The sequence below is a fragment of the Microvirga calopogonii genome (assembly GCF_003347665.1).
Classification (GTDB): Bacteria; Pseudomonadota; Alphaproteobacteria; order Rhizobiales; family Beijerinckiaceae; genus Microvirga; species Microvirga calopogonii.
Map to the genome: position 1 here is coordinate 1 of NZ_QDGA01000019.1, position 16,603 is coordinate 16,603.

Below are 16,603 nucleotides of genomic sequence, written 5' to 3' on the forward strand. Positions count from 1 at the left end.
TCCGCTGCCGACCTTCCGCGCCAGGCGCCGCCGCCTGCCCCGATCATTGCTGCTCCGATCTTCACCTGGACCGGCTTCTATATCGGCGGCAACTTGGGCTGGGGCTGGCGGAACAGCAACAATGACCCTGTGTTCCTCGGAGGACCTGGCATGCCTGTCGGCCTCGCCGGGGGCACGCTCATCTTCGACAACAACAACGACGGTGCCTTCACCGGCGGTGGCCAGATCGGCTACAACTACCAGATCGGCTCGTTCGTGATCGGTGTCGAGACCGACATCCAGGGGATCGACAACGGCAACAACAATGCGGTGTTCATTCCGGGTCCGGGCTTTGCCGGCGGCACCTTCGTTCCCGGCCGGTTTGAGGACTCTGCGGATTGGTGGGGTTCGACCCGCCTGCGCGCCGGTGTCGCCTTCGATCGCGTGCTGATCTACGCCACCGGTGGTGTCGCCTACACGGACAACGACACCGGCTGGGCCGTCGGTGGCGGCCTCGAATGGGCTCTGCCGACGAACTGGAACCTGTTCGGCGGCACCAGCGCGGTCACTCTGGGCCTTGAGGGCCTGTGGGTCAGCATCGATCAGGGCAATAACAGTAATTCTATCGGGACCTTCCAGCCGGTTGCTGGCCCGGCGGTCAATGTGTTCCTGCCGCAGACCAACAACGATCAGGACTTCTTCGTCGCCCGTGCCAAGCTGAACTTCAAGTTCGGCACGTACTGATCAGTTGATGCAAAGACGGAAAGGCCCGGGATCTCCCGGGCCTTTTTGCATGGGCCTTGGCGTGCTGCCGGGGCAGCCTGGATGACAGGAATAGCCGCGCCTGAACGGAGGTAGCCGCGACCATGTCCCGTTGAAGGGATCTCTGGTCGCGGCCCCGGCCCGTGTTTGCCCCCACGGGAAGCTAAGCCCTAGACCCTGAAAACGTGACTGTAATGAGGCGCGGGCCGGGCCGTAAAATTCCTACAAAAAATTCGGAACCAAACAGGCCCCTAGGCGTTTAATGACATCTCCGGTCACTTTTGCCCCTACGGCCGGACACCTTAAGAGCACCTCCGGGTGCTCTTTCTTTTTGGAATTACTCACTCTTTTGAGTTCGAATCGCGGTCGAGGACGAGCTTATGAAGCGGGAGTCCTGCGTTCAAGAGTTCCCAATCCCGGCAGCATCTGCATCGCTGCAATGTCGGCTTGCGGCCGTGGGCTCATCCCAGTTTCCGCTCATCCGCGATCACCTTTCCGTCGTTCGGAAGGCTGCCGGGGGCTGCGAACGTGACCAGCCCCTTGAGCTTGAGGACGCTCTGCAATGACGCACTGAGCGAGTTCGCGAGAGCATCGTTCGGACCGTCCGTTTCCGCCATCAGCGTCATGAGGTCCGTCTCGCCTTCGCGGGTGACCACGAGGCGCAGGCGGCCAAGTTCGGGATGGCGCCGGCCGAGCTCCGCCACCTGCTCCGGCCGTACGAACATCCCCTTGACCTTGGTCGCCTGATCGGCGCGCCCCATCCACCCCTTGATGCGCATATTGGTTCGACCGCAGGGGCTGGTGCCGCGCATGACGGCCGTCAGGTCCCCGAGGGCGAGCCTGATGAAAGGATGGCGCGGATCGAGCGTCGTCACGACGATCTCGCCCACATCTCCCTCCGGCACCGGATCGCCCGTGCCCGGCCGCACGATTTCGACGATGATATCCTCGTTGACGACGAGTCCTTCGCGAGCCGGGGTTTCGTAGGCGACGAAGCCGAGATCCGCCGTCGCATAAGCCTGAAAGGCCTCGATGCCTCTCGCGGAAAACTCTTCCTGCAACGATTTCGGAAAGGCGGCGCCCGAGACGAGCGCGCGTCTGATCGACGAGACATCGCGACCCGACGACGCTGCGCCGTCGAGCAGAATCTTCAGGAAATCCGGCGTGCCGCAATACGCGACGGGACGGTAGGCCTCGATCAGTTCGAATTGCTGCTCGGTGTTGCCAGGCCCTGCCGGGATGACGGCGCAGCCGAGCGCGCGCGCGCCCGAATCCATGATGAAACCGCCGGGGGTCAGGTGGTAGCTGAAGGTATTGAGCACCACGTCGTCGCGCCGGAACCCGGCGGCAAAGAGGCCGCGCGCCGCGCGCCAGGGATCGAGCGCATCGGTTTCCGGCTCGAAGATCGGGCCTGGCGACGTGAAGAGGCGTCCGAACGAGCCTGGTGAACTGGAGACGAATCCGCCGAAGGGCAGGGCGCCCTTCTGCAGGCCCGGCAGCTCGGATTTGCGCAACACCGGCAGGGTGGCAAGAGCCTCGCGGCTCCCGATCCTGTCGAGATCGACACCATTGAACCGTTCCGCATAGGCCGGGGCTTTGGCTGCCTGCTTCAGGATTTCCGGGAGACGTTCGAAGAGCGAGGCTTCGCGCTCGGCGGGATCACGGGTTTCGACATCGTCGTAATGATCCGCCAAGGGCTTCCTCCGCATCGTCTCGATCACTGCCGGAACATACCGTCAGTCCAGAATAGAATGGTGGAATGACGGTATGAGGATGATGGTGGATGAGCCACCGAGCCTTGGCAAGCGAGTTACGCTTGCGCTAACGCGCCGTAGGCGGCAGACGACGGCTCGGGTCCGAACTGGTTCGGGCCGGCGGTTCCGGGCTGGCAGCAGAGATAGATGACGAAGAGGCCGCCGACGATGGGAACCAGGGCGACGAGAAGCCACCAGCCGGAGCGGCCCGTGTCGTGCAGGCGGCGCGCACCGGCGGACAGGGTGGGGACGAGCGTCGCGAGCGCCACGATCAGGCCCAAGGCCGATGTTCCGATAAGGATCGAGTCGATAAGGTTCGCCACGAACAGAAGAGCGATGACCGGGAGCATGAGATACCAGTATTCCGGGCGGGATGCGCGACCCGAGAAGTCCGCGAACTTGCCGATGCTTGTCCGGACAGCCTGCTCCACATTCGTCTTCAAGATTTCAAAGTTCATCGTAAGCCCCTCACTTTAAGGTTTGCGCGTGAGTCGGCATGGAGACTCCGCTACCCTCGTGCTTAGAAAGTTATTTTGTAACGTCAAGTTGCCTTAAAGACGGATCCTTCGATCAGGCCAGCCAGCGCTTACGGCGCTTGTAGCTTTTCACCGCGCGGAAGGATTTACGGTCTCCCTCCGAGACGCCGAGATAGAACTCCTTCACGTCCTCGTTCTCGCGCAGCATCCGGGCGGGGCCGTCCATGACGACGCGGCCCGTTTCGAGGATGTAGCCGTAGGTGGCGTATTTCAGCGCCATGTTGGTGTTCTGCTCGGCGAGCAGGAAGGACACGCCTTCCGTCGCGTTGAGGATACGCACGATCTCGAAGATCTCCTCCACGATCTGCGGCGCGAGGCCCATGGACGGTTCGTCGAGCAGGATCATGGAGGGACGCGACATCATCGCCCGGCCGATGGCGCACATCTGCTGTTCTCCGCCGGAGGTGTACCCCGCCATGGAGGTGCGCCTCTGCTTCAGGCGCGGGAAATAGTCGTAGATCGCCTCGAGGTCGCGCCGGATGGCGGCGTTGCCGTCCCGGCGCGTGAAGGCGCCAGTGAGCAGGTTCTCCTCGATGGTCAGGTGGCCGAAGCAGTGGCGGCCCTCAAGAACCTGGATGCAGCCGCGCCGCACCAGCTCGTTGGGGGAGAGCCGGTCGACCCGCTCGCCCTTGAACTCGATCGATCCCTTCGTCACCTCGCCGCGCTCCGCGTGGAGCAGGTTGGAGATGGCCTTGAGCGTCGTGGTCTTTCCGGCCCCGTTCGCGCCGAGCAGCGCCACGATGCCGCCCTTGGGCACGTTGAGCGACACGCCTTTGAGCACGAGGATCACGTGGTCGTAAACGACCTCGATGTTGTTGACGGTCAGGACGGTTTCGGCCGCTTCTGATTGGGGGGGCGGTTGTGTTTGAACAGCACTCGACATCAAAAGGGCTCCCGGCTTTTCCCTCCCCCTTGTGGGGAGGGATTAAGGGTGGGGGTGTGAGCTCTGAACTGGACCAGCGAAGCGCCGACACCCCCACCTCCACCTCCTCCCCACAAGGGGGGAGGAGAGTAGGTTGCGCTTGCTCAACTCGCCTTGTCGCAAGCCTCGGTGCGTTTGGGCCAGCCGGCGTTCTTCTCGGCATAGTCCTTCGCGGCGGCATCGAGCTGAGACTTCACGCGGTCCGTCATGGGCTCGATGGGGTTGGAGATCTTCACCCACTTCGTGCCGTCCCATTCCTGCATGAACGCGGCGCGGTGGCCGTTATGGTCGTTGCAGGAGAGGACGAGCTGATCGGTGAAGCCTTCGAGCCCGAGTTCCTTCAGCCTAGCCGGGTCGAGCTTGATGTTCTCCATGCCGCGGCGCACGTCCTCACCGGTCACGACCTTCTTGCCGGTGATCTTCTGGGCCTGTGCGATGCCTTCGGCGATCAGGAGCGAGTTGTAGACGCCGCGGTTGTAGAGAACCTCGCCCACCTTGTCCTTGGAGGCTTTGGACAGGCCCTTGTCGACCACGTGCTTCTGGATGTCCTGCAGGGCCGGGAAGTTCGCGCCGACCGCGTGCCAGTTGAGCTCCTTGAAACCCTTGGCCCCAGCGCCGCCGGAGCGGGCATCATCCTCGCTCGGCCACCAGACCGAGTAGAACTTGTCCATCGGATAGCCCGAGCGCACGGCTTCCTTCACGGCGGCGCCGTTCATGGAGCCCCAGCCCCACATGATCATGTAGTCGGGCCGGTCGCGGCGGGCACTGAGCCATTGCGAGGACTGGTTCTGCATGTCCTGCGCGGCGACGGGATAGAGCGCCACCTCGAAGCCGATTTCCTTGGCGAGTTCCTGGAGCAGGGGAATCGGCTCCTTGCCGAAGGCCGCATCGAGATGAATGAAGCCGATCTTCTTGCCCTTCAGCTTTTCGAGCCCGCCCTCCTTCTCGCCGATGAACTTGATGATCATCGACAGGCCGTCCCAATAGGTGGCCGGTGGGTTGAACACCCAGGGGAAGATGTCGCCGCGCGCCGAGGCCGAGAGGCCATAGGCCATCGAGAGGATCGGGATCTTGTCCACGGAAGCGCGCGGGATCAGTGGAAGCGTGATGCCGGTCGACCAGGGGTTCACGACAACCGGGTTCTTGCCCTTCACGGCCTCGTAGCATTCGACGCCCTTCTTGGTGTCGTAGCCGGTCTCGCATTCCTCCAGCACGAGCTTCACGCCGCCGATGCCGCCGTCGCGCTGGTTCAGCATCTCGAGATAATCGTGCATGCCGTCGGCGATGAAGGTGCCCGAGCCCGCGAAGGGACCGGTGCGATAGGTGAAGAGGGGGACGTAGATCGAATCCTGCGCGAAGGCGGGCAGGGCCGTGCCCGCGAGCATCGTCACGGCGGCAAATCCAAGGCTCAATTTGCGAAACGACATGGTTGCGTTTCCTCCCATTGTATCGGCCGAGAAGCCGATTTCTTGTTCCGTGTTCGTCTCCTTTGAGCCTGCCCGTCAGTAGGGGAACGGCCAGACCAGGAGCTTCTGCTTGCCGATCTGCCAGAGCCGCGCGAGGCCGTGCGGTTCCACGATCAGGAAAAAGATGATGAGCGCTCCGACGATCATGAAGCGCAGATGTTCGATGACATCGGCCCCGACCGAGAGGCCGAAGGGCGACAGCATGGCCGGAAGCACGATGCCGAGAACGATCGGCAGGATGAAGATCAGCGCCGCTCCGAAGAACGAGCCGATGAGGCTGCCGAGTCCTCCGATGATCACCATGAACAGGATGAAGAAGGACTGGTTGATGTTGAAGACGTCGTATTCCGCGCCGCCATACCAGAGGAAGACGAGCAGTGCGCCGGCGACGCCGCAGTAATAGGACGAGACGGCAAAGGCGAGGAGCTTCGTCTGGAGCGGCCTGATGCCCATGAGCTCGGCCGCGAGATCCATGTCGCGGATCGCGATCCACATACGTCCGATGCGGCCATGGACGAGATTGGAGGCGAGCCAGGTGAGCAGGATCACGATGGTGAGTACGACGAGATAGCGCGTCTGCGGCGTGGCGTTCGGCCCCATGATCGGAACGCCGAAGAGAGTGCGTAAGGGCGCATCGAGCGCGCCCGAGACGTTATAGTTCACGAGCCAGGGGATGCGGATGAAGCACCATTGCAGGAAGAACTGGGCGGCGAGCGTGGCGACCGCCAGGTAGAAGCCCTTGATGCGCAGCGACGGCAGGCCGAACAGGGCACCGATTGCGGCGGAGAAGAAGCCCGACACGAAGATCCAGACGATCACGTTCACGCCCGGAAATGCTGTCATCAGCTTGTAGCAGGCATAGGCGCCCACGCCCATGAAGGCGCCGGTGCCGAGGGACAGGAGGCCCGTATAGCCGGTGAGGATGTTGAGCCCGATGGCCGCCAGGGAGAAGACGAGGAACGGGATCAGCACCGCCTGGAGCAGGAAATTGCTGCCGAGGAAGGCCAGCGCATAGGCAGCGAGGATGATGAGGGCCAGCCCGATCCGGTCTTCGCGCAATGGGAAGATAGCACTGTCCGCGACGTAGTTGGTCTTGAACTGGCCGGCCTCTCGGTAGAGCACTGAGATGTCTCCCTAAATCCGTTCGATGATCTTTTCGCCGAACAGGCCCTGCGGCCTGTAGAGCAGGAAGACGAGGGCGATGACGTAGGCGAGCCAGGTCTCCACGCCCCCGCCGACGAGTGGGCCCCAGTAGAACTCGCCGAGCTTCTCGCCGACCCCGACGATGAGGCCGCCGATGATGGCACCGGGGATCGACGTGAAGCCGCCGAGGATGAGCACGGGCAGTGCTTTGAGTGCGATGATCTGGAGCGAGAACGACACGCCCGAGCGCGCACCCCACATGATGCCCGCCACCAGCGCCACGATGCCCGCGGCGAACCACACGATCACCCAGATCTGGTTGAGCGAGATGCCGACGGAGAGCGCCGCCTTGTGGCTGTCGGCCACTGCGCGCAGCGCGCGGCCGATGCGGGTCTTGGAGAAGAACACGGCGAGCAGGCCGATCATGATGGATGCGATGACAGCGGCCGCGATGTCGAGGTGCTGGAAGCGCACCCTTCCTCCCAGCATGTCCACTTCTGTCGTGCCCTGGGGCAGGAAGAGCTGTTCCGTGATCATCTCGCGCGGATTGCCGCCGAAAATGAGCTCGCCGAAGCCGATGAGGAAGTAGGTGAGCCCGAACGTCGCCATGAAAAGAATGATGTCGGGCTGGTTGACGAGGGGGCGGAGCACCACCCGCTCGACGACCATGGCGAGAACCAACATTGCCACGGCGGCGAGGATCAACGCCAGGAAGGCGGGAACACCCTTCTCGTAGAGGCCCACCAGGATCAGGGCCGCGAAGACGACCATGATGCCCTGCGCGAAGTTGAAGACGCCGGAGGCCTTGAAGATGAGCACGAAACCGAGCGCGATCAGGGCGTAGAGTACGCCCGAGACGAGGCCTTCCCAAAGGGTCTGGACCAAAAGATCCGGGGCCTCGCCCATGAAGACGAAGGGTTCGATGAAGACCTTGTAGAGCATGTCCATCGTCAAGAACCCTTCAATGCGCCACGCCGAGATAGGCGTCGATCACGCGCTGGTTGCTCTTGACCTCGGCCGGCGTGCCGTCGGCGATCTTGCGGCCGTATTCCAGCACCACGACCCGGTCGGAGAGATCCATCACCACGCCCATGTCGTGCTCGATCAGCGCGATGGTGGTGCCATATTGCTGGTTCACCTCCAGGATGAAGCGCGACATGTCCTCCTTCTCTTCGAGGTTCATGCCCGCCATGGGCTCGTCGAGGAGCAGAAGCTCCGGCTCCATGGCCAAGGCTCGCCCGAGTTCGACCCGTTTCTGGAGGCCGTACGGCAGGCGTCCGACCGGGATCTTCCGGATGTGCTGGATTTCGAGGAAGTCGATGATCTCCTCGACGAAGCGGCGGTGTTCGACCTCCTCTCTCATGGCCGGGCCATGACGGAAGAGCTGCCAGAAGAAGTTCGAATGCATCCTGATCGAGCGGCCGGCCATGATGTTGTCGAGGGTCGACATGCTCTTGAAGAGAGCGACGTTCTGGAACGTGCGGGCGATGCCGCCGCGCGCGGCCTCGTAGGGCCGCATCTTCGGGCGCTTGACGCCCTTGAAGGTGATGCGGCCCTCGGTGGGATAGTAGAAGCCGTTGATGCAGTTGAGCATCGAGGTCTTGCCGGCGCCGTTCGGCCCAATGATGGCGCGGATCTCGCTCTTGCGGATGTCGAACGAGACGTCGGTGAGCGCCTTCACGCCGCCGAAGCCCAGCGAGACGTTATCCACCGCGAGCAGAACATCGCCCTTGCTGAGAACGGGATGGTCCGGCGCTCTCATTCCGCCGCCTCCAGCACCGATCCGCGTTCCTGTGTCGGATACACCTTCATGTCCCTGATCTTGACCCGTGCGGAGATCACGCCCTTGCGCCCGTCCTCGAAGGTGACCTCGGTCGAGATGTCGGCCTCGGGCGAGCCGTCGTAGAACGCGTCGATGAGCGGAGCGTAACGCTCCGCGATGAAGCCGCGACGGACTTTCTGCGTGCGTGTGAGCTCGCCATCGTCCGCATCGAGTTCCTTATGCAGGATCAGAAAGCGCTTGATCTGCGCCCCGCCCATGCGTGGCTCGGAGGACAGCGAGCGGTTCACCTCGTCCACGTGCTTCTCGATCATGTTGTAGACCAGCGGATGGCCGGCGAGCTCCTGATAGGACGCGTAGGTCACGCCGTTTCGCTCGGCCCAGTTGCTCACGGCCACGAGATCGATATTGATGAACGCGGCGACATAGTCGCGCCCGTCGCCGAAGCAGACCGCTTCCTTGATGTTGGGGTAGAACTTCAGCTTGTTCTCGACGTATTTCGGCGGGAAAAGCGCGCCGTCGCGCATCCGGCCGACGTCCTTGGCCCGGTCGATGATCTTCAGATGCCCGTTCTGATCGAAGAAGCCGGCATCGCCCGAATGCACGAAGCCATCGGGCGTCTTCGTCTCCGCCGTCTTCTCATCGTCCTTGTAGTAGCCCACGAAGATGCCGGGCGAGCGGTAGAGGACCTCGCCGTTGTCGGCAATGCGGATCTCCACCTGCGGGGCAGGGCGGCCGACCGTGTCGGCGCGGATCTCGCCGTTGGGCTGCATGGTGATGTAGACGGAGGCCTCCGTCTGCCCGTAGAGCTGCTTCAGGTTCACGCCGATGGAGCGGTAGAAGCGGAAGATCTCCGGTCCGATCGCCTCGCCCGCGGTGTACCCGACCTTCACGCGGGTCATGCCGTAGCGGTTGCGCAGAGGCGCATAGACGAGCACGTTGCCGATCTGCCAGAGCAGACGGTCCCAGGCGCCGACGCCCGGCTCCCCGTTCAGGATCTTCTCGCCCACCTTGTTGGCGTGCCGGATGAAGAAGTGGAACATGCGCCGCTTGAGGGCGCCCGCATCCTCGATGCGCACCATGGTCAGCGTCAGCATGCTCTCGAAGACGCGCGGCGGCGCGAAGACGTAGGTGGCGCCGATCTCGCGGCGGTCTTCCGCCACGGTCTCGGGACTTTCTGGGCAGTTGACGCATAGCCCCGACAGGATCGCCTGCGCATAGGAGAAGATGTGGTCGCCGACCCAGGCGATGGGCAGGTAGGCGATGATCTCGTCCGTCTCGTCGAGCTTGTCGAAGTCGCAGCCGATCTCGGCGGCGGCGATCACCGCATCGGAGGTGAGCATCACGCCCTTCGGCCGTCCGGTCGTGCCGGAGGTATAGAGAATGATGGCGAGGTCGGAGCCTTTGCCGTCCTGCATCGCCCGGTCGATGGCCGCCGCCTCCTGCACATCGCCCAAGCGGGCGCGGCCTTCCTCCACGACGGATTCGATGGAGTGAAGCCGGCCATGGTCATAGTCCCGCAGCCCCTTCTGCTCGTCGTAGAGCACGCGTTCGAGCTGCGGCAGCCGGTCGGAGACGGACAGGATCTTGTCGACCTGCTCCTGGTCCTGCACGGCCGCGTGGGTCACCTCGGCATGGGCCAGGACATAGGCCATCTCCTCGGCGACCGAGTCCGCATAGACCGGGATCGGGACCGCGCCGAGCCATTGGGCGGCGCAGATGGTCCAGTAGAGATAAGGGCGATTGTAGCCGATGATCGCGATCTTGCCGCCGCGCTTCAGGCCCAGCGATTGCAGACCGCTGGCATAGGCCCGGACGATGTCATGCACCTCGCCCCAGGTCCAGGACTGCCAGATGCCCAGATCCTTGTGCCGAAACGCGGTGCGCTTCGGGCGGACACGCGCATTGCGCGCCAGCAATTTCGGGAATGTATCCGCGCGCGCATCCGCAGCCGTCGTCAACGACGTCAACCTCCCTGGCAGCCGCGCGTCGAGACGCGTGGTATGGCTTCGCTTCCTCTGGGGCATGGAGATTGTTCCCCATGCGTCCGCCGATCTGATGCCGGCTTGCCCGTTTCGGGCTTTGTTGAAGGTATTGTGTCCTGCCCGCCAGGGGACGGCAAGGTGCCTGCCACCGCTACCATGGGCTAATACACCGACGAGCGGAGCTAAGCCGCCTCCACCCGGGACGGGGCGATCATCACGGTACAGCAGTCAGTGCGGCTGGTTCGATCTCGTAGGAGCTGACGACGCGTTCGATGCCGACAGTGTTCTTGATGCGATAGAGCCGCGATTCATCATCCTCCGACAGAAGGCAGACGATACAATAGATCCGGTGATCCGAGTTGCCTGAGGTTGGCCTGGAGATCCGGACGAGTTGCCCGATGTGGAATGCCTCTTTCATCAGCGTCTCCAAAACCCTGGGATGCGATGAACGGGAGCTTGGCGGATCAAGGGCGATAGGGAAGGTCGCCGGTCAGCCGATCAAGCTTGGATGTTCTCCCCGATCCCTTTCAGGCTTCGACCAGGATCAAGCCGGATGGCTGAGGCGAAACGATGGCGATCCGGCACTTCCGGCCCGTGCCGCGTCATGATGTCGTTATCCTTGAGCGATAACGTGGAAGAAACTTCCGGTGACATTCCCGATGCGATGCCCGGCCAGGCCGAGATCCTTGCCTTCCGCATCCGTGATCGCCGCGAAGGCGGACTCCCGCGCGGGATCGCTATGCGTCACCGAGGCATAATGGAATTCGTGGCCGACGAGGCGCTGCCCGGCCCGACCCATGGTCCCGTCGCCGAGCAGGTGCGCCACCCGGTAGCCGAGATGCATCCTGCGCTTGGCATAGCTCGTCTCGACCGGCAGGAGCCCCGCCATGGGATGCCTCTGCCCGTCGCCATCCTCCAGGGACCGACCAAGCACCATGTAGCCTCCGCACTCGCCATGGACCGGCCTGCTCTCCGCAAAACGGCGCAGACCGTCGAGGAAGTGCTCCGCACCGGCAATACGCCCCGCATGAAGCTCGGGATATCCCCCCGGCAGCCAGCAGACGTCGCAATCAGGCGGCGGTGGCTCGTCGGCCAGGGGTGAGTAGGGGACGATCTCCGCGCCGGCGGCGCGCCAGCCTGACAGCACATGCGGATAGACGAAGGAGAAGGCCTTGTCCGAGGCCAAGGCAATGCGCTGACCCGGCGGCGGCAGCGGCTTGACGCTGCCGGGGGAGTGAAGCCGGGTCGGGCTTGCGAGGGCGATGAGCCGGTCGATGTCGAGCGAGGCTTCAACCGCATCGGCAAGACGTTCCAGACGTGTATCGAGCTCATCGGTCTCGCCAGCCTGGACGAGGCCGAGATGGCGTTCTGGCAGGGTCAGGTCGGTATTGCGCGTCATGGCGCCGAGGACCGGCAGTCCGATCCTCGCCATGCCGTCCTCGACGAGCCGCCGGTGGCGGTCGCTCGCGACCTTGTTCAGCACCACGCCGGCTACCTCGATCCGCGGGTCGAAGCGGGCGCAGCCCAGCGCGACGGCGGCAGCCGATTGCGCGTGCCCCGACACGTCGAGAACGAGGATCACCGGCCAGCCGAACAGGGCCGCGATGTCGGCACTGGCCCCGGTCCGGCCGGTCTCCTGGCGGATGCCGTCGAAGAGCCCCATCGAGCCCTCTGCCAGGACAAGCTCCGCGTCGCCGGCCGCCTCATATGCAAGCGCCTCCAGGAGCGGCGTGCTCATGGCGAAGCTGTCGAGGTTGAAGCTCGGCGCGCCGGTCGCGGCGGCATGGAAGGCCGGGTCGATGTAATCCGGCCCGCATTTCATGCCGCGCACGCGCAGTCCCCGGCGGGCCAGGGCGCGCTGGAGCCCGAGCACGATGGTCGTCTTGCCGGAACCGGAGCGCGGCGCCGCGATGAGGAGACCCGGCGCGGCACTCATTGGGCGGCCTCGCTGCCGAATTCGAGCAGATGGTTCGCGATGGCCGAGCGGAAGGCGGCGATGGCCCCGATGGCCACGATGGCGGGCGAACGGATGAGCCCTTCCTCCGCAAGCTTCGGCAGGGTTTCCAGAGTTCCTTCCACGACGCTTTCCTTGGCGGTCGTCGCCCCGTGCACGGCCAGGGCGGGCGTATCGCCTGCAAGGCCGCCTTCCATGAGCCGCGCCACGATGGAGGGGAGGCTCGATACGGCCATGTAGAGCACGATGGGTGCCCCGGTGCGGGCGAGCGAGGCCCACTCGATCTCGGAATCCGGTGCGGCATGGCCGGTGGCGAGGATGACCGCATGGTTCGATTTGCGCATGGTCGCGGGAACGCCATGGATGGCGAGCGACGCGAGGCCGCTCGACACGCCGGGAATGATGCGGAAGGAAATCCCGGCATCGGACAGCGCCAGCGCCTCCTCGCCGCCGCGCCCGAAGATGAAGGGATCGCCGCCTTTGAGCCTCAGTACGCGCTTGCCCTCGCGGGCGAGCTTTATCAGTCGCTCGCAGATATCCCGCTGAACGGCGGAAGGCTTGCCACCGCGCTTGCCGGCGAATTCAAGGGTGGCTCCCTCGCGGGCCAGGGCCAGCACGGCCGGATCGACGAGAGCGTCGTACACGATGGCATCGGCTGTCGCGAGGGCGTTCATGGCATGGATCGTGAGCAGGCCGGGATCGCCCGGACCGGCGCCGACGAGCCAGACCGTGCCCGGAGCGAAGGGCGGCGAAAGGCGGGACAGGGAGGTCAAGCAGGCCTCCGGGCAGGACCGGCGGTCACGATGTGGCTGTTGGAATTCATGGCGACGATGTAAGAGGGCGTATGGACGAGAGTAAACCCGCCGGATCGTTGCGTCGTGGCTGGACCACGGGCGCCTGTGCCACGGCGGCGGCCAAGGCGGCATATCTTGGCTGGCAGAGAGGCGATTTTCCCGATCCCGTCGAGATCGTGCTTCCGGGCGGAGCGCGGCCCGCCTTCTCCCTTGCCTTGCACGAAATCCGGGAGGGCGGCGCCCGGGTGGGCGTCGTCAAGGATGCGGGCGATGATCCGGATGTGACGCACGGCGCGCTGGTGATCGCGACCGTCAGGGCCGGTGCTCCGGGCTCCGGCGTCACGTTCCGCGCAGGCGAGGGGGTCGGTACCGTGACCCGCGCCGGACTGCCGCTGCCGCCGGGCGAGCCTGCCATCAACCCGGTGCCGCGCCACATGATCCGCGACAACCTGGAGGAGGCGGCGCGCAGCGTCGGAGGGCCCGTGGACGTGGAGGTCGAGATCTCCATTCCGGGAGGCGAGGACATCGCGCGCAAGACCCTCAATCCGAGGCTCGGCATCCTGGGCGGATTGTCGATCCTCGGCACGACGGGCGTGGTGGTGCCCTATTCCTGCTCGGCCTGGATCCACAGCATCTACCGCGGCATCGACGTGGCCCGTGCGGGTGGGATCGATCATGTGGCGGGCGCCACCGGCTCGACCTCTGAGAAGGCCGTGCAGATCCTGCACGACCTGCCGGATCATGCACTCATCGACATGGGCGACTTCGCCGGCGGCATGCTGAAATACCTGCGCCGCAACCCGGTGCCGAGGGTGACGATTGCGGGCGGCATCGCCAAGATGACGAAGCTCGGACAGGGATTGCTCGACCTTCATTCGCGTTCCGGCGCAGTAGATCTCGCTTGGCTCGCCGAGCGCCTTGCCGAGTCCGGTGCGGAGCCGAGCGTCGTGGAAGCGGCACGCAGCGCCAATACGGCCCTCGAAGTGCTGGAGATGGCGAAGGGCCTCGATCTTCCGCTCGGCGATATGGTGGCGCAGCATGCCTGGCGCACGGCTGCCAAGGCCCTGCGCGGCGCCGAGATCGCTCTCGAGATCGTGGTGTTCGACCGCGACGGACAACTCGTCGGCCGCATGCCGTTCCACCCGGTTGCCTGAAGCCGCGCAGCTCATCGGCTATTCCCGCTGGGGCGGAACCGTCGGTCGTAATCGGTCGAGTAGAGCGCACTCTCGCGGAAATCTTTAGCGTCCAGCGTCCGCCCGACCAGGATCAGCGCGGTGCGTTCCAGCTTCTCCGCGCGCACCATGGCGGCGATGGTCGAAAGCGTGCCCTTGATCACCCGTTCGTCGGGCCATGACGCGCGCCAGACCACCGCCACGGGACAATCGGCGCCGTAGGACGGCAGCAGGTCCGCGACCACCTGCTCGATCACGTGGATCGACAGGTGAATGGCAAGGGTCGTCTTCGTCTGCGCGAAGGCGGCGAGCCGCTCGGTCTCCGGCATGGCAGAGGCACGGCCCGAGGTGCGGGTGAGGACGACCGACTGGCCGATCTCCGGCACCGTGAGCTCGCGCCCCAATGCGGCAGCGGCGGCCGCGAAGGCGGGAACTCCGGGCGTGATCGTGTAAGGAATGCCGAGAGCATCGAGCCGCCGCAGCTGCTCGCCCATGGCGCTCCAGATGGAGAGGTCGCCGGAATGGAGCCGCGCCACGTCCTCGCCCTGCTCATGCGCCCGCACGTATTCAGACGTGATGGCATCGAGGTCGAGGGGAGCGGTGTCGACGAGCCGCGCGCCGGGCGGGCACCAGGACAGGATCTCCGGCGGCACGATGGAGCCGGCATAGAGGCAGACCGGGCAACGTTCGATGAGCGAGCGCCCGCGCACGGTGATGAGATCGGCGGCGCCGGGGCCTGCTCCGATGAAATGAACGGTCATGGAGCAATCTCCAGGCGCGCGAGCGCACAGGTGGCGGAAGCGGAGGCGATCCGCGTCAGGATGAGGTCGGAGCCGGGGCCGGCGGCCGCAAGAGCTGCGGCTTCCGCGACGGATCCAATGCCGTGCGCCGCGATGGATCGGGCCGATTGCGTCTGCACACGAGGGGCTGCCGCTGATAGCGCGCTGTCCTCGACCGCTATTGCAGAAACGGCCAGCCTGTTGGCGGATTCCGTGAAAGCGGGCAGATCTGCAAGAGCCTTGATGGTGGCGAGTTTTACCAGGGAATCCCGCGTGAGCGAAGCACGCTCCAGCGCCTGCTCCACGAGCACGACGATCTCCTCGGCGGCAGCGACGCGCCTGAATCCGACACCTGCCACGATCATGGCTTCACCACCGCCCATTGCGTGACGGGCATCGCCGCGCGCCAGCCATGCATGCCGCCGACGGGTTCGAGGCGCGAGACCGCCAAACGCCGCATCGAACCGCCATGCTGCGCAAAGAGGGAGCCGAGCAACGTTTCGGTTTCCAGAGTGACGCCGTTGACGACGAGACGCCCTCCGGGTTTCAGTGCAGCCCAGGCGGCGTCGAAAACGCCTGTTTCCGATGCACCGCCGCCGATGAAGACGGCATCCGGCGGTGGCAGATCGGTCAATGCGTCCGGTGCGCGCCCGACGCGGATGTCGAGAGACGTCACGCCGAGTTCCTGCGCATTGCGCCGGGCCCGATCGGCACGTTGCGGACGTTCCTCGATTCCGATGCAGCGGTTGCGCGGATGACGCAGGCACCATTCGATGCCGACGGAGCCGGCACCCAGGCCGATATCCCACAGCAGCTCGCCGGCTTTCGGCGCGAGCGCCGCGAGGGTCAGAGCGCGGATTTCCGCCTTGGTGAGCTGGCCGTCATTTTCGAACAGGGCATCGGGCAGGCCTGGCGCCATCGTGACGATGCGCGCATCCCTTGTCGCCGCAACTTCGATCGTAACCGTGTTGAGCGGATCGATCTCCCCAATACCGAAATCGGCAGCACTGGCGCGGCGGATGCGCTCGCGCGGGCCGCCCATGGCTTCGCACACGGTGATCGTCGAAGCTCCGAAGCCGCGTGCCTTCAGCAACTCCGCAAGCTTGCCGGGCGTCGAGCAGTCCCAGGAGAGCGCGATAATTCGGGCGCCCGGCTGCAGATGGGGGATGATGCGCTCCAGCCCCCTGCCGTGCAGGCTCACGCAATCGCATTCCGGCAACGACCAGCCCAGGCGCGCGGCCGCGAGGCTGAAGGCGGAGGGTTGCGGAAAACAGGTGATCTCCTCCGCCGGAACGAGCCGCGCGAGCTCCGCACCCACGCCGTAATGAAACGGGTCGCCGGTCGCCAGAACGCAGGTCGGCTCGCCGCGACGGGCGAGGATCAGCGCGTAGGCTTCAGCGAAAGGGCTGGGCCACGATTGCGACCGGCCTGAGAGGGGCGCTGCCAGTTCGAGATGACGCGTGCCGCCGATGACGAACGCGGCATGATCGAGAGCGGCCAGAGCCGCCGGGGAGAGCCCCGCGCGCCCATCCTCCCCGATGCCGATGATGGTCAGCCAGGGAGACTTCGGCGCCATG

16 protein-coding genes are annotated in these 16,603 nt (G+C 64.9%); 2 read left to right on the top strand and 14 right to left on the bottom strand.

Annotation, left to right across the window (positions count from 1 at the left end; translation table 11 throughout):
* The coding region (locus tag DDF70_RS15910) for an outer membrane protein (protein ID WP_162820432.1) at window positions 1-723 on the top strand (723 nt) is incomplete at its 5' end.
* A gap of 479 nt (window positions 724-1,202) precedes the next feature.
* Here DDF70_RS15910 and DDF70_RS15915 read toward each other — a convergent pair.
* From DDF70_RS15915 to cobA, 11 genes are all read right to left on the bottom strand, one after another.
* A complete protein-coding gene (locus DDF70_RS15915; protein WP_114945937.1) occupies window positions 1,203-2,435 on the bottom strand; it encodes a phenylacetate--CoA ligase family protein in 1,233 nt (410 codons plus the stop codon).
* Between the two features lie 116 nt (window positions 2,436-2,551).
* Entirely contained in the window at window positions 2,552-2,953 is a 402-nt protein-coding gene (locus DDF70_RS15920; protein WP_114945845.1) for a DUF805 domain-containing protein, read from the bottom strand.
* A gap of 112 nt (window positions 2,954-3,065) precedes the next feature.
* Entirely contained in the window at window positions 3,066-3,914 is an 849-nt protein-coding gene (locus tag DDF70_RS15925) for an ABC transporter ATP-binding protein (protein ID WP_114945846.1), read from the bottom strand.
* A 143-nt stretch (window positions 3,915-4,057) separates the two neighbouring features.
* The gene (locus tag DDF70_RS15930) at window positions 4,058-5,380 is read right to left on the bottom strand and encodes an ABC transporter substrate-binding protein (protein WP_114945847.1); all 1,323 of its coding nucleotides are present in this window, start codon (window positions 5,378-5,380) and stop codon (window positions 4,058-4,060) included.
* Between the two features lie 75 nt (window positions 5,381-5,455).
* Entirely contained in the window at window positions 5,456-6,541 is a 1,086-nt protein-coding gene (locus DDF70_RS15935) for a branched-chain amino acid ABC transporter permease (protein WP_114945848.1), read from the bottom strand.
* Between the two features lie 12 nt (window positions 6,542-6,553).
* Window positions 6,554-7,510: a branched-chain amino acid ABC transporter permease gene (locus DDF70_RS15940; protein ID WP_170316084.1), complete on the bottom strand. Its 957-nt coding sequence runs from the start codon at window positions 7,508-7,510 to the stop codon at window positions 6,554-6,556.
* A 13-nt stretch (window positions 7,511-7,523) separates the two neighbouring features.
* A complete protein-coding gene (locus tag DDF70_RS15945) occupies window positions 7,524-8,324 on the bottom strand; it encodes an ABC transporter ATP-binding protein (protein WP_114945849.1) in 801 nt (266 codons plus the stop codon).
* Window positions 8,321-10,369: an AMP-dependent synthetase/ligase gene (locus DDF70_RS15950; RefSeq protein WP_114945850.1), complete on the bottom strand. Its 2,049-nt coding sequence runs from the start codon at window positions 10,367-10,369 to the stop codon at window positions 8,321-8,323. The genes DDF70_RS15945 and DDF70_RS15950 overlap by 4 nt, the downstream gene beginning before the upstream one ends.
* Before the next feature lie 172 nt (window positions 10,370-10,541).
* The gene (locus DDF70_RS15955; RefSeq protein ID WP_114945851.1) at window positions 10,542-10,745 is read right to left on the bottom strand and encodes a hypothetical protein; all 204 of its coding nucleotides are present in this window, start codon (window positions 10,743-10,745) and stop codon (window positions 10,542-10,544) included.
* A gap of 195 nt (window positions 10,746-10,940) precedes the next feature.
* Entirely contained in the window at window positions 10,941-12,263 is a 1,323-nt protein-coding gene (locus DDF70_RS15960; RefSeq protein ID WP_114945852.1) for a cobyrinic acid a,c-diamide synthase CobB, read from the bottom strand.
* Window positions 12,260-13,054: a uroporphyrinogen-III C-methyltransferase gene (gene cobA, locus DDF70_RS15965; protein WP_114945853.1), complete on the bottom strand. Its 795-nt coding sequence runs from the start codon at window positions 13,052-13,054 to the stop codon at window positions 12,260-12,262. Before cobA ends, DDF70_RS15960 begins: the two co-directional genes overlap by 4 nt.
* A 71-nt stretch (window positions 13,055-13,125) precedes the next feature.
* Here cobA and DDF70_RS15970 point away from each other — a divergent pair, with 71 nt between their 5' ends.
* On the top strand, window positions 13,126-14,229 hold the full coding sequence (locus DDF70_RS15970) for a cobalt-precorrin-5B (C(1))-methyltransferase (protein WP_114945854.1): 1,104 nt from the start codon (window positions 13,126-13,128) through the stop codon (window positions 14,227-14,229).
* 11 nt (window positions 14,230-14,240) lie between these two features.
* On the opposite strand, the gene cobM is transcribed toward DDF70_RS15970, so the two are convergent.
* From cobM to cbiE, 3 genes are read right to left on the bottom strand one after another with little or no spacing between them, the layout of a single operon-like run.
* The gene (gene cobM / locus DDF70_RS15975) at window positions 14,241-15,008 is read right to left on the bottom strand and encodes a precorrin-4 C(11)-methyltransferase (protein WP_114945855.1); all 768 of its coding nucleotides are present in this window, start codon (window positions 15,006-15,008) and stop codon (window positions 14,241-14,243) included.
* Complete coding sequence (locus DDF70_RS15980; protein WP_245435510.1) at window positions 15,005-15,391, bottom strand: cobalamin biosynthesis protein; 387 nt, start codon at window positions 15,389-15,391, stop codon at window positions 15,005-15,007. The genes cobM and DDF70_RS15980 overlap by 4 nt, the downstream gene beginning before the upstream one ends.
* Window positions 15,388-16,602 (bottom strand): precorrin-6y C5,15-methyltransferase (decarboxylating) subunit CbiE, encoded by a 1,215-nt coding sequence (cbiE, locus tag DDF70_RS15985; RefSeq protein WP_114945939.1) that lies wholly within the window; start codon window positions 16,600-16,602, stop codon window positions 15,388-15,390. Before cbiE ends, DDF70_RS15980 begins: the two co-directional genes overlap by 4 nt.
* Window position 16,603 lies beyond the last annotated feature (1 nt).